This is a genomic window from Litorilinea aerophila, assembly GCF_006569185.2.
Taxonomy (GTDB): domain Bacteria; phylum Chloroflexota; class Anaerolineae; order Caldilineales; family Caldilineaceae; genus Litorilinea; species Litorilinea aerophila.
In genome coordinates this window covers 83366-96522 of record NZ_VIGC02000022.1, presented here as the reverse complement: position 1 = coordinate 96522, position 13157 = coordinate 83366, and the positions used below count along the sequence as shown (strand labels likewise).

The 13157-nt window shown below is 62.7% G+C and carries 12 protein-coding genes; 4 read left to right on the top strand and 8 right to left on the bottom strand.

The window, feature by feature from the left end; genetic code table 11:
• Positions 1 to 240: 240 nt before the first annotated feature.
• Positions 241 to 570: a hypothetical protein gene (locus tag FKZ61_RS16305; RefSeq protein WP_141611197.1), complete on the top strand. Its 330-nt coding sequence runs from the start codon at positions 241 to 243 to the stop codon at positions 568 to 570.
• Positions 571 to 757: 187 nt separating this feature from the next.
• Here the strand turns inward: FKZ61_RS16305 and FKZ61_RS16300 are convergent, their stop codons facing one another.
• From FKZ61_RS16300 to FKZ61_RS16275, 6 genes are all read right to left on the bottom strand, one after another.
• Positions 758 to 2020 carry a mandelate racemase/muconate lactonizing enzyme family protein gene (locus FKZ61_RS16300; RefSeq protein ID WP_141611196.1) on the bottom strand — a complete coding sequence of 421 codons (1263 nt, stop codon included), beginning with the start codon at positions 2018 to 2020 and terminating at the stop codon, positions 758 to 760.
• Positions 2021 to 2022: 2 nt separating this feature from the next.
• On the bottom strand, positions 2023 to 3495 hold the full coding sequence (locus FKZ61_RS16295; protein ID WP_141611195.1) for a sulfatase-like hydrolase/transferase: 1473 nt from the start codon (positions 3493 to 3495) through the stop codon (positions 2023 to 2025).
• 12 nt (positions 3496 to 3507) lie between these two features.
• On the bottom strand, positions 3508 to 4365 hold the full coding sequence (locus FKZ61_RS16290) for a carbohydrate ABC transporter permease (protein WP_141611194.1): 858 nt from the start codon (positions 4363 to 4365) through the stop codon (positions 3508 to 3510).
• Positions 4366 to 4456: 91 nt separating this feature from the next.
• Complete coding sequence (locus tag FKZ61_RS16285; RefSeq protein ID WP_141611193.1) at positions 4457 to 5386, bottom strand: carbohydrate ABC transporter permease; 930 nt, start codon at positions 5384 to 5386, stop codon at positions 4457 to 4459.
• Positions 5383 to 6771 (bottom strand): extracellular solute-binding protein, encoded by a 1389-nt coding sequence (locus FKZ61_RS16280; protein WP_141611192.1) that lies wholly within the window; start codon positions 6769 to 6771, stop codon positions 5383 to 5385. Before FKZ61_RS16280 ends, FKZ61_RS16285 begins: the two co-directional genes overlap by 4 nt.
• 129 nt (positions 6772 to 6900) lie before the next feature.
• Positions 6901 to 7977, bottom strand: coding sequence for a LacI family DNA-binding transcriptional regulator (locus tag FKZ61_RS16275; RefSeq protein ID WP_141611191.1), 1077 nt, complete (start codon positions 7975 to 7977; stop codon positions 6901 to 6903).
• A gap of 310 nt (positions 7978 to 8287) precedes the next feature.
• Here FKZ61_RS16275 and FKZ61_RS16270 point away from each other — a divergent pair, with 310 nt between their 5' ends.
• Positions 8288 to 9685 (top strand): ABC transporter substrate-binding protein, encoded by a 1398-nt coding sequence (locus tag FKZ61_RS16270; protein ID WP_170199841.1) that lies wholly within the window; start codon positions 8288 to 8290, stop codon positions 9683 to 9685.
• Positions 9686 to 9845: 160 nt separating this feature from the next.
• Positions 9846 to 11093 carry a serine hydrolase domain-containing protein gene (locus FKZ61_RS16265; RefSeq protein ID WP_141611189.1) on the top strand — a complete coding sequence of 416 codons (1248 nt, stop codon included), beginning with the start codon at positions 9846 to 9848 and terminating at the stop codon, positions 11091 to 11093.
• Here the strand turns inward: FKZ61_RS16265 and hepT are convergent.
• The gene (hepT, locus tag FKZ61_RS24485; protein ID WP_141611188.1) at positions 11023 to 11448 is read right to left on the bottom strand and encodes a type VII toxin-antitoxin system HepT family RNase toxin; all 426 of its coding nucleotides are present in this window, start codon (positions 11446 to 11448) and stop codon (positions 11023 to 11025) included. The two genes, FKZ61_RS16265 and hepT, sit on opposite strands and share 71 nt — an antisense overlap.
• Complete coding sequence (mntA, locus tag FKZ61_RS16260; protein ID WP_141611187.1) at positions 11348 to 11866, bottom strand: type VII toxin-antitoxin system MntA family adenylyltransferase antitoxin; 519 nt, start codon at positions 11864 to 11866, stop codon at positions 11348 to 11350. The genes hepT and mntA overlap by 101 nt, the downstream gene beginning before the upstream one ends.
• Before the next feature lie 86 nt (positions 11867 to 11952).
• Between mntA and FKZ61_RS16255 the strand changes: the two genes are divergently transcribed.
• Complete coding sequence (locus tag FKZ61_RS16255; RefSeq protein WP_141611186.1) at positions 11953 to 13143, top strand: hypothetical protein; 1191 nt, start codon at positions 11953 to 11955, stop codon at positions 13141 to 13143.
• Positions 13144 to 13157 lie beyond the last annotated feature (14 nt).

Below are 13157 nucleotides of genomic sequence, written 5' to 3'. Positions count from 1 at the left end.
AGGAGTGTCCCTTTTGAATCGCCTTACACCAGAACTGATTGCCCGTTCGCGGGTGATCGCGAAGGGGAATCGCATCCGAGATGTACAACGGCTCGTGGAGACGTATGGAGGACGCCGCTCCCAGTGGGTCAAAAAGAGCAGTCCTCCCTTCGAAATTGACGGGCAGTTCTACGAGTATCACTGGTACGAGCACCACGGATTGGGGCGTTTTGAAGTAAAACGAAAGCGAGTCTAGGAACGATGATCGTTCAGTTAAAGCCAGAGAGAAGCACAGAGTGGCCAGATTTGACGCCGAATCAGCAATATGTCGTGATTGGGATCGAGGCGGACGATTTGCGTCTGTTGAACGATGCCGGGCAGCCTTTTCTCTACCCTGCCGATGCATTTGACGTCGTTGATTCCACTGAACCCAGCGATTGGGTGACCGAGTATGGCGACGACGGTGAACGGTATGCTTATCCGCCGGAATTGAACGAGCCCGGTTTCTTCGAAGATTTCTTTGACGCACGCACAGAAGCCGTGCGCACATTCTGGCGAATCATCAACCGCCGACTGGCGCTCCAGACCTGACCACCCTCCGGTGCAGACGGCCCTCGAACTCGCATTGATCTTCCTTTGGGAAGAGGGCCGTCACGCCACGCTTCCTTCCCCGCGTGAGACACATCCCCATTCGCCCCCGAAAGCCTTGGGCCGCGGATTGAAATCATCGGCCGGCACACCCCAAGTGCGTTGAAACGCACTCCACAGGACAGTGAACTCAGAAATGGCGCACCAGCAGGTCGTGCCCGGCCGGTGGAATCCGGTATTTCGCCTTGATCTCCTGCCAGAATTCGTCGTACTCCCGATGCTTCTCCGCCGTCAGTTCGTACCGGGCCAGCCTGGCATCGTCCAGCTCCACCCCCAGGCCGGGGCCCTGGGGCACCGGCATCGCGCCATCCTCATAGCGCAGCTTGCCGCCCACCAGCACGTCGTCCACGTATTCGTGGTAGATGGCATCGCCGGCAATATGGAGCTCCGGCCGGGCGGCGGCCACGTGGAGCTTGGCCGCCTGTTGCACGCCGATCTCCGTGCCGCTGTGGAGGGTGGCCGGCAGGTTCAGGACCTCGGCTATGGTGAAAAAGTCGAAGAGGCCCCGGATGCCCATGGCGCCCTGAATGTCCCCCAGCACCACATCGCCGGCCTGGTCCCGGGCCACCTGCCAGAGCAGGTCGATGCGGTAGGCGCCGTCCACCGCGATGGGCGTCCGGGTGGCGCGGCGGAGGGCCGCCAGCCCCAGGGTATCCAGGCTGGGGACGCCGGCCTGGGTGGTGTAGGGGACCCGGGCCGGCACATATTTGATGGGTTCCTCCACATATTCCAGGTCCAGCACTTCCAGCTGCCGGAGCATGCGTTTGGCCGTGGCCAGGGACCAGCAGCCGTTGGGGTCGATGCGCAGTTTCACGTGGGGCCCGATGGCCTCCCGCACCCGGGCGACGGCTTCGACCTCCTGCTCTGGCGGGTAGACGCCCAGCTTCATTTTGACACTGCGGAAGCCGTAGGTCTCCATGAGCTGCAGCACGTGCTCCACGCAGTTGTCCAGGTCCACTTGGTGCTGTCCGTGGGCATCTGCCGCCCGGAAGAAAGAGTAGGCCGCGGTGGGGATCCGGGCTCGATAGCCGTGGCCCCCCAGCAGTCGGTAGACGGGCAGCCCCGCCGCCTTGCCCATCAGGTCCCAACAGGCCAGTTCGATGGCGATGGCCTCCGGCATGTGGCGTAGCTTTTGGAGCAGGTAGCGGTAGTCGTACGGGCTTTCGCCCACCACCAGGGGCTTGACCACCTGCTCAAAGAGGCGCACCTGTTCGCCGTGGCGTACTGCGTGGGTGGCCGGCACGCCCGCCTCTCCGATGCCGACCAGACCCACGTCAGTGTGGAGCCGGATCAGGGTGCGCAGGCGTGCGGGGTAGCTGACGCCATAGGCGCTGAAGATGGGCGCGATGAAGGGGATGGCTACACTGTAGGCTTCCAGATCGGTGATCTTCATGGCTACCAGTTTCCGCCGTAGCCCTGACCGTAGCGCAGGGGGCCACGCCAGGCCCAGGGATTGCGCGCGTGGAGGGCGGCTTCATCCAGAGAGGGGTCGGTCACCAGCAGCTCGCCATCTCGGACCATGGGGCGCCGGAAGCGCTCCAGGTAGGCCACCAGCTGGCCGCGCAGCCGATCCCTGGCCCTGGCGTGCTGCGGTTCCCGAGCCAGGTTGTGGAGGTTGTCCGGGTCCTGGTGCAGGTCGAAGAGCTGTTCGATGCCCCCTTTGGTGTAGTAGATGTATTTGTAGTGACCGTCGGTGGCGAAGGCCGTGCCATTCTCTGCCGGGCCACACTCGCCGCAGACGATGCGCCCGGCGTCGCCCCTCCCCTCCTGGATGAAGGGCAGCAGGGAGACGCCGTCGATCTCGGCGGGTGAAGAGAGACCAGCCAGCTCCAGCACGGTGGGGTAGAGGTCCGCGGTGAGGATGGGCGTGTCGATCTCCAGGGTGGGCTGGGCCATGGGCATTCCCCGGGGCAGGCGCACGATGAAGGGCACGTCCACCGACCCGGTGAGGTAGGTGCTTTTGCCGAAAAGGCCATGGTCGCCCAGGTGCTCGCCGTGGTCCGCGTTGAAGAAGATGGCGGTTTCGTCGTAGAGCCCCCGGGACTGGAGTTCGCCCAGGAAGCGGCCCAGCTCATAGTCGATCTGGGAGATGAGGCCGTAGTAGCGGCGCCGACTTTCCCGGATGACTTCCGGGCTCAACTGGTGGGTCTTGCGGATGATGCGTTGGGCGCGCAGGTAGGGGGGATCTTCGTCGCTGTCGACCCAACTTCCCCGCAGGGGATCGGGGATGGTGAAGTTGTCGTACATGCGATCGTAGGGGGCGGGCGGGTCGAAGGGGCTGTGGGGCGCCTCGAAGACAATCCAGAGGAAGAAGGGCACCTCTGGATCCCGCTCTACCAGGAAGCGGATGGCCTGCTCCACGATCCAGTGGGTGTGGGTGAACCGCTGGGGCATGGGCGCGGTGGTCGGGTAGACTTCGTTGCCGCCCAGGCCGTGGCCCCGGTACATCCCGGCGTAGGGGGTCCCCTCCAGCCAGTTGACATAATCGTTGGGCAGAAGGGTGACATGCTCGAAGCCCATGCGGGCCCGCCCGGGGGAGAAGTGCATCTTGCCGATGGCCCTGGTCTGGTAGCCGGCCTCCCGGGTCAGGCGGCCGGGCAGGCTGCTCAGCCGGTCGATGGGCGAGCGCACGGTGAAGTTGCCGGGTAGTCCGAAGCGAGAGGCCACCTGGCCGGTCAGCATGGTGACCCGCTGGGGCATGCAGACAGGGCAGTCGGCGTACGCCTGGGTGAAGCGGGCGCCTTCTGCGGCCAGCTGGTTGATGTGGGGCGTCATGGCCGGGTGGGGGCTGGCTGCGCCGCCCAGGCAGTCGCCCCGCCATTGATCCGCGGTGATCACCACGATGTTGGGTTTGGTCTGGGAACCCATTGGGGGCCTCCCCTATCCTTTGAGTCCGGAGATGGTGACGCCCTGGATGAAATAGCGCTGGCCCAGGGCAAAGATGACCAGCATGGGGATGATCATCAACGTGGAGAGGGCCATCAGGTAGTGGGTGTCGGGCAACTGGCCGCCCCCGCCCCGCAGGGTGTAGAGGCCCACGGCCAGTGGCCGCAGGTCGGGCCGGCCGGCCATGTAGATGAGGGGCGCCAGGAAGTTGTCCCAACTGTCCCGGAAGGCAAAGATGGTCACCGCAGCCAGGGCCGGCTTGGAAAGGGGCAGCACGATGCGCCACCAGATACCGAATTCGCTGCAGCCGTCGATGCGGGCTGCGTCGGAGAGCTCGAAAGGAATCCCCCGGAAGAACTGGCGCAGCAGGAAGATGAAAAAGGGGTTGCGGCCCAGCAGCTGGGGGATGGTGACCGGCAAGAAGGTGTTGATCCAGCCGATCTGGTTGTAGATGACATAGAGGGGGATCAGGCGAACGATGTAGGGCATCATCAGGGTGCTCAGCAGCAGGAGGAAGAGCGCGTCCCGTCCGGGAAACTGGACCCGGGCGAATCCATACGCCACAAACGAGCAGGTAATCACCGAGCCGATGACGTTGGCCGCCACAATCACCAGGGAGTTACGTAGCCACAGGGTGACCGGCGCCGCCTGGAAGACCTCGATATAGTTGCGCCACATCACCGGGTTCGGTATCCATTCCGGCGGCCAGACGGCGATCTGTTGCATCGTTTTCAGGGAAGTGGAGATGGTCCACGCCAGGGGGATGAGCATCATGACGGAACCCGCGATCAGGATGGCGTGGAGGATCAGATGGCCGAGCAGCACTTGGGTGCGATAACTTCGCAAAACCATGGGCGTCTCCGCAAGTTATCAGCTGCCGATAGGATGCTGGATCCAGGGCTGGGATCCCGGTGGCAGAGGCCAGGCTCCCAGTGACCCCACGTCAGTGGTAGTGTACCCAGCGGTCCGACGTGCGATACATCAGGAAAGTCACGCCAAAGACCACGACGAAGAGCATCACCGCCAGGGCCGAGGCGTAGCCCATTCGGAAGTAGCGGAAGGCGTTGTTGTACAGGTGCAACATATAGAGCAGGGTGGCGTTATGGGGGCCGCCACCCGTCATGATGAAGGCGTTGTTGAAGGCCTGGAACGCCCCGACCAGGTTCATCACCAGGTTAAAAAAGATGGTGGGCGTCATGAGGGGGACGGTGATGCGCAGGAGGCGTTGCAGCCCGTTGGCCCCATCCACCTCTGCCGCTTCGTAGAGCTCCTGGGGAATGCCCTGGAGGCCGGCCAGGAAGATGATCATCATGGCGCCGATGGTCCACAGGCTCATGATGATGAGGGCCGGCATGGCCCAGTTGGGGTCGCTCAGCCACCGGATGGTGGGCAGCCCTAGCAGTTCCAGCCCGTAGTTGAGGATCCCCCGCCTGGTTTCGAAGATGAAGATCCAGACGATCACCGCGGCCACGGTGGGCACCACCGAAGGCAGGTAGTAGATGGTTCGGTAGACGCCGGTCCCTCGAATCTGTGCGTTGAGCATCAGGGCCAGCACAAAAGCTGCGACGATGCCCAACGGCACGCTGGCGCCGATGAAATAAATGGTGTTGCCCACGGAGGTCCAGAAGAGGGGATCCCGGGTCAACGCCTCCTGGTAATTGGCCCAGCCCAAAAACTCCGATGCCGTGCCCAGGGCGTTCCAGTCGGTAAAGCTGTGGTAGAAACCGGAGACGATGGGGATGGCATCGAAGGCCAGGAAGGAGATCAGCCACGGCGCGATGAAGACATAGCCGATCCAGCCGCGCAGGCGGGTGCGCAGCGGGCGGGAGCGGGCCGCCGCGACCCGCTCCACGCGCGCGCTCTGGGTGGTCATCCCTGCTTGCTCCAAAACTCGTCGATGACGGCCTGGGCCTGGGCCGCAGCTTCGTCCAGGGCCGCCTGGGGCGTCTTGTCGCCGAACATGGCGGCCTGGACGGCCTGGTCCACCATGTCCCGGATGCGGGCATGCTCTGGCAGAATGTCCACCGAGACGTCGCTCTCCAGGGACTTCAACACCTTGTCCCACTTGGGATTGACGTCGTAGTAGCTGGGATCCTCATTGCATGCCTTCAGGGGCGATGGTCGACCTTGCTGCTGCATGAACCAGCAGCCGCCGTCCATGTCGTAGGTGATCTTCTTCATCCAGAGGAAGGCGGCCTCGTGTTTGGATTCGGGCACGCCGGTGGGGATGGGGTAGCCCCAGGCGAACTGCTCGCCCGAAAGGCCGTGGGATTCGGCCTGGGGATTGGCGTCGTTGTACGGCCGCAGCCCCATGTCCCATTTCATCTCCGGCTTGAAGGTCTGCATGTGGAAGAAGATGGAAACGTTGGGGAAATTGATAAGCTGGATGTCGTTGTACCAGGGCTGGGCTTCGTTGGCCTCCTGGCCCGTGATAAAGAAGTCGGTGATGTTCTGGACGCCCCCGTTGATTTCGTTGGTGAAGTTCACCATCCACTCCAGGGTGGCCACCCCTTCCGGCGAGTTGAAGGCCGTCTGGCGCAGGTCGTCGCTGTAGATGCGGCCGTTGTTGCAGTAGAGCCAGGCGAAGAAGTCGCCCACGCCGGTGCCCACGTTGGCGCCCAGGGTGACAATGCCCCGGTCGTCTAGCACGGTGAACTCCCGGGCCACATCCTCCAATTCGGACCAGGTGGTGGGCACCACCGGCTCCTTTCCGGCCGCTTCGAACATGTCCACGTTGATGAGGGTCAGGCTGGTGATGCCGCCGCCGGTGGGCATGGGCATGCTGTAAAGCTGGCCCTGCCAGTAGAAGTTGCCGATTTCCGACGGGTAGAAAACGTTGAGATCCAGGTTATGGCCTTCCACCAGGTCATTGATGGGAATGATCAGGCCGTCGTGGGCCAGCTTCAAGATCTCGGCCCGGGTGGCCATGACCACTTCGGGCGGGTCGTTGCTGGCCAGCGCGGCGAACATGTTCTCCTGGCGTCGTTCCCAGGGCTGGGTTAAATTTTCCACGTGGATGTGGGGGTACTCTTCCTCAAAGTTGGCAATGATCTGATCCATCAACTCCACCCGGCCGGCGAGCCAGTGGTTCCAGAAGCGGATGGTGACCCGCTCCGCCCCTGGTGCCCCTGTGCCCTCTTCCGCCGCCGGGCCGGTCGCCACCGGGGCACACGCGGCCAGCGCGGCGCCGGTGGTGGTCACCCCGATCAGTCGGAGCAGTTCGCGCCGGCTGATTCCTCGTTTTGTGATGTGGGACATGCGCTACCTCCTGGTCTGGACTCCTGTTGGGATGGAAAAACGGCCGACAAGACGACAACCGCAGAGGGGAACCCTTGGGACAGGCGGAGACAGATGGCATCCGAGGCTACGGTCCATCCGTGTTGCCGTTCACGGGTTCGGCAACGGGGGCGGGGGCCCCACGGTGCTGCCGGGCACGAAGCGACACGGCAGGGTGAGCCGTCGCGGCCCTCCCCCCTCGGGGTTGCTCAACATTTGGGTCAGGAGACGCACAGCCTGGATGCCCATCTCTTCCCGGGGGATGGTGAAGGTAGTACAGTCTCGGGGGAGGTCGTCGTGGTCGTCGTTCAGGTGTGGGTCTCCCAGAAAGGCCAGGGAGAAGTCCCCGGGGAGGGACCAACCGGCGGCGTGGATGGCAGCCATCAGGGCCGGGACGTGCTCACCCATCTCGGTCACCATGCCGGTGATTCCCTGGGCTCGTAGCGTATGAAGCCAGGCGGCAGTGATTTCGGCCGAGGGACGTTGAAACAGCAGGTTGGGATCTGGCTCCAGGCCGGCCTCGCGATGGGCCAGGCGGTAGCCCGCCCGCCGGTCCGCCATGGACTCGGTCTCTATGGGATGGGCCAGGTAGGCCACTCGACGATGGCCGTGGGCGAAGAAGTGGGCCAGCACCTGGGCGGTCGCCGTGGTGTAGTCGGCAGCCACATAGGAGAGCTCGCCGCCGGGCACCTCTCGTCGCCCCACGAAGACAAAGGGGTAGCCCTCGGCCAGCAGGCGGCTGAGTTCCTGTTTGTTTTCTTCATTGCCCAGCAGCACGGCACCGTCGGCCATGCGCAGGCGGTTGTTTCCTCGCTGGTAGAGGCGGCGTTTGCCATCGGTGCCGGTGCTGCTGGTGAAGAGCAGCAGGTCGTAGCCCAGCCGGCCGGCCTCCCGCTCGATCCCTACCAGGAAGGGGTAATAGAAATCCCGTTGTTGGATAGGGAAGATGGCTTCAAAGGTGAAGACGCCCAGGAGACGGTTCTGGCCGCCGGCCAGGCTCCGGGCGGCGGGATCGGCCACATAGCCCAGCCGGGCGACGGCATCCAGGACCCGCTGGCGGGTTTCCGGGCGGATGCGCACATTGCCGCCGACGCGATTGTTGAGGACCAGCGAGACGGTGGTGGGCGATACGCCAGCCAATCGGGCCACATCGGCCTGGCGCGGCCGCCGTTTCACAGAGTGGCTCATGGCGCTACTTGTTGCAACGGAATCGAAAATTGACCGCTGGGAAAGTCGATAGGGAGTCAGTGCAAGGTTGATAATGCGCTTTATCAAAAGATATTACAAAAAGGGGAGTTTGTCAAGGGGGCGAAAAAAGTAAAAAATTAAAACAGCATATTGTACCGCTACCGCCCACTTCATGTATACTTAGGGCACCCGCGTGCGCGGTCCGACCATGGGTTGCTGCGTGGGGTGGCCAGTCCCAGGTCCCCAGGACGGCTGCGGATCCCTGAAGTTTGTGATGGCCCTATTTGGTATCCATGAGGAGTACACGACCATGCGCCGAGGCATGGCCTGGTGGGGAATCTTGTTGCTTGTCGCCTGGCTGGCCGCCAGTTGCGGGCCTGCTTTCCGGGACAAATCGCCAGGGGCGACGGTGGCCAACACCCGCGTGGGAGATGCCGGCTCTCCGACAGCGCTTGACACCAACCCATGCGCCGAGGTGGTCACCCTCCGCCTCTGGCACCACTGGGGCGGCAGTCGTCTGCCCCTCATGGAGGAGCAGATCCGGCGCTTTGAAGAACGTCATCCCTGTGTTCAGGTGGAAATGACCTTGCTGCCCTGGCCCCAGCGGCTGGCTACCCTCCTGGATGCCGTCGATGCAGGAGATCCGCCCGATGTGACCATGATCGGGCGTCAAGATGTGCCCGCGCTGGTGGAAGCGCAGGCCCTCTTGCCCCTGGACTCCTGGATGGAACAGGATGGCGTCTCTCCGGAGCTTTTCTACGCAGCCGAAATCGCCGGGACCCGTTATCAAAATCAGACCTGGATGCTGCCGATGCCCACAGCTGCCGGCAGCAAGATGCTCTGGATCAATGCCCCCTGGTTCCGGCGGGCTGGCCTGAATCCGGAGCATCCCCCCACCACGTGGGCCCAGCTGGGAGCCGCCTGTCGTTCTCTGACCCAGTTCAGGCGGGGCGCCCTGGAGCGCATCGGCCTGAACGTCCTGGATGTCCACGGCCAGCCCGGGGCCTTTCTCACCTGGCTCTATGCCAATGGTGGCACCTGGATCAGCGATGATCTGCGCACGGTCACCTTCGACGGACCCGAGGGGATCGAAACACTTCGCTGGATGGTCGATTTTACCAATTCCATCAACGGCGGTGTGGCGCGGGTAGAGGCCTTCTATCGCCGGACGGGCGACTGGGAGGACGGCCCGTTCTATCATGACTACGAGGCCATGATGGTCGCCGGGACCTGGGAATACCACAAGATTCAGACCTACGCGCCCCATTTAGCCCAAGATCTGATCGTCACAGCCTTGCCTCGAGGCCCCTCGGCCAGCACCAATCGGGGCGTCGCCTATGGCGGGTGGGGCTATGCCGTTCCCCGCAACGTCCGCCACCCGGAATGGTCCTGGGCCCTGCTCAAGTGGCTCACGGTGGAGCGGGACGGCGCCTGCTGGTTCCTGCAGCAGCAGAAGCGGCCCTCCCCTCTGAAGGCTTGCAACGAAGACCCAGCCACGGGGGCCGGAAACCCCTACTGGTCGGACTTCCTCGCCATCATGGCCCAGGATGTCCATGTGCCTGTTACGCCTGTGCAGCCCGAGGTGGAGCAGATCCTGCGTCGAATGGCGGAGGACGCCATTTATGGCGTCCGTTCGCCTGAGGAGGCCCTGGCTTGGGCGTCCGCCGAGATCCAGGCGCGCCTGGATCGATACTGGGCATCTCGCTAAAGGCGCCTGTGCCCGGCAGGGGTTCCATCAGGGATGCAGCGGGTCCAGGGGCACCCAAGGTTGTCAACCCTGGCAAACACAGGTCACGCCCCCTTGCGTGATAGGGAAACAAGAATACTTCTTTTTTCTGTTTTTTTTTTTGGCTGAAGGAGCATCATTCATGGCAATTGCGGACGTTGTGGCACCAGAGCGAGTGGGCTTCTCTGCCCAGCGGCTGGCGCGCGTTAGCCGCCTGTTGGACCGCTATGTGGAGCGGGGGCGCCTGGCCGGTGCCCTCAACCTGGTCTATCGCCGGGGGCAGGTTGCCCAGTTCAGCACCCACGGCTACCAGGATAAGGAAGCCGGCATCCCCATGGCGGAGGATACCATCTTCCGCATCTACTCCATGACCAAGCCCATCACCACAGTGGCCGCCCTGATGTTGTTCGAGGACGGCCATTTTTTGCTGGAAGATCCCATCGCCAAATACCTGCCCGAGTTTGAATCGGTCCAGGTCTACGCCGGCAGCCGCACCAACGGCTTCCGTCTGGTGCCGCCAGAGCGACCGCCCACCATTCAGGATCTCATGCGGCACACGTCCGGCCTGAGCTATGGCTGGTACCAGGACTCACCGGTGGACGAGCTCTATCGACAGGCCCTCCCCAACCGGATGGAGGGTTCCCTGGCTGAGCTGGTGGAAAAGCTGGCTGAATTGCCCCTTCTGTTCCACCCGGGTACAGCCTGGCGCTACAGCTTCGCCACCGATGTGCTGGGGCGTCTGGTGGAGGTGGTGTCTGGGGAGGCGCTGGATACGTTCTTCCATCAACACATTTTTAAGCCCCTGGGTATGGAGGACACGGACTTCTATGTGCCCGAGGAGAAGCACCACCGTCTGGCCGTGTTATACAGCGTGCTGGAGGGCATGGGGCTCGGTGTCGATGTGGCCCGGCTGCCGTCCGACCTGCCCCTGAAGCCTCTGGATGGGCCCCAACAGGATCGATTCCGGCGGCCGCCATCCATGCTTTCCGGCGGCGGGGGCCTGGTTTCCACCATTGGGGACTATTTGCGTTTCTGCCAGATGTTGTTGAACGGCGGCGTTCTGGATGGCGTGCGGCTCCTGGGGCGCAAGACGGTGGAGCTGATGACCCTGAACCACCTGCCGCCCGCCTTGATACCCATCGGGACAGATGTGGCGCCTCAGCATGGCTATGGCTTTGGCCTGGGGGTGAGTGTGCTGGTGGATGTGGCTGCCTCGGCGGCGCCGGGGTCGCCAGGGGCCTACGGATGGGGTGGTGCCGCAGCCACCCGCTTCTGGATCGATCCCCAGGAGGACCTGATCATCGTCTTCATGACCCAGATCATGCCCTCCAGCTACTACCCAGTGCAGCGGGAAGTGCGGACGGCTGTCTATCAGGCATTGGTGGAGTAGGGAGCCCCAAATCGACTTCGAGATACATGTGGACCAGAACGTTGCGCAATTTTGCCATGTTAACCAATTTTTGCGCGTGTTCAGGGGGAAGTACTCCAATCTCGCTCAGGGCGGGGAAGATCTCTGCATATGTATTGGGGACCTTTCGGGAGTGTGCCGCCAAGAGGATGCTTCCGACGTCGAGGGCAGCCTGGATGGCCACCTGTAGACTGCGTTCCGCCGCTGTATGGAAGAAGTAGTCCGCTACGAATTCTTCACGTGATAACTTTTGGATTTCTCGAAGCGCCGCCAACGCCGTGGCGATGACGCTCAAACGCTGCGTGATAGGAGTTAGATCCACGGAAGAGTTCTCCATTTCGAGCCTGGCGCAGAATGGCCTGGTTGTGTCGCTCCAGGACAGGCTGGAAGTCCAGATAACGTGTCACTGTGGCGGCTTCAAATTGAATTCGTATGTTCTCATCTCGACAGAAAAGAAGTCGACCATCCCGCAGCACGTGATATTGTAGAGCAAGGGGAGCTTCATTTAGGATAACAAGATCCACTTCCTCCCTTCCCAATAGACGGATCAAGTCAAACCCTATGTCCAGGCGCATGCGAAAGCGATTTTTCCGGTCCAGATGCCTGGGCAACAATACGGCCACATCCACATCGGACAGGGGGCCAGCATCGTTGCGGGCATAGGAACCGAATAGATATGCCAATTCTACATCAGGTTGTTCTGCAAAATAATCCTGAATCGCCCGGATATGTGCATCCAATAGTCGAATGTTCATAGCCTGCAGTATATCATGGGCGTGATCTGTGTCAACCGCCAGTGTTTTCTCCTGTTTTCATCTCCATCCGATCAAGGAAGTGACCCATGCCCCAGCGCCCCAAGATCGCGGCCATATGCACCATCTACCACAAGTACTCCCATGCCCAACACATTGTGGACCGTTTTCTGGAAGGCTACGGCTGGAACGGCCGCCACCATCGCCCCCCCATGGACCTGGTCTCCCTCTACGTGGACCAGGTGCGGGAGGATGACTTGAGCCACGAGCGGGCCCGCCGCTTTCCCCACCTGAAAATCTACCCCACCGTGGCCGATGCCCTGACCCTGGGCGGCGACGACCTGGTTGTGGACGGCGTCCTGCTCATCGGTGAGCATGGCGACTATCCCCGCAACGAGAAGGGCCAGCGCCTCTACCCCCGCTATGAGCTCTTTCGCCAGATCGTCGCCATCTATCGTACCACCGGCAAGACCGCACCCATCTTCAACGACAAACACCTTTCCTGGAAGTGGGCGTGGGCCAGGGAGATGGTCGACACCGCGCAGCAAATGGGCTTCGCCCTCATGGCCGGCTCCTCCCTCCCGGTGACCTGGCGCATCCCTTCCCTGGAAATGCCCCTGGGCGCCCAGGTGGACGAGGCCCTCTGCGTCTGCTACGGCGGGGTGGACAGCTACGACTTCCACGGCTTGGAGACCATCCAGTGCATGGTGGAACGCCGGGCCGGCGGTGAGACGGGCGTCGCCTGGCTCCAGGCCTACCGGGGCGATGCCTTCTGGGAAGCCCACCACCAGCGGGTCTGGTCTCGGGAGCTGTTCGAGGCCGCGCTCTGCCGCAGCCATACCCTGACGCCAGCCCGGGCCGGCTTCAACCATATCTTCCCCACCCTGGATGAGATGCGGGAGCTGGTGCAGGATCCCATCGCCTACCACTATCAGCACAACGACGGCCTCAAGTGCACCATGATCCTCATGAACGGCCTGGTCAAGGACTTCAACTTCGCTGCCCACGTGGCCGGCTACGACCGCCCCTTCTCGTGCCAGATGTATCTGCCCATGCCGCCGGATCGCACCACCCTGGCCAACTTCTTCTCGCCCCTGGTGAATAACATCGAGCAGATGTTCCTGACCGGCCGGCCCACCTACCCGGTGGAGCGCACCCTGTTGACCGGCGGCCTGACGGAAGCCGGCGTGGATAGTCTCCACCTGGGCCGCCGGGTGGAGACGCCCCACCTGGCCGTCACCTATCAGCCCAATCCGGCTTCCACCTTCTGGCAAACCTGACTGGCAATCTTGAG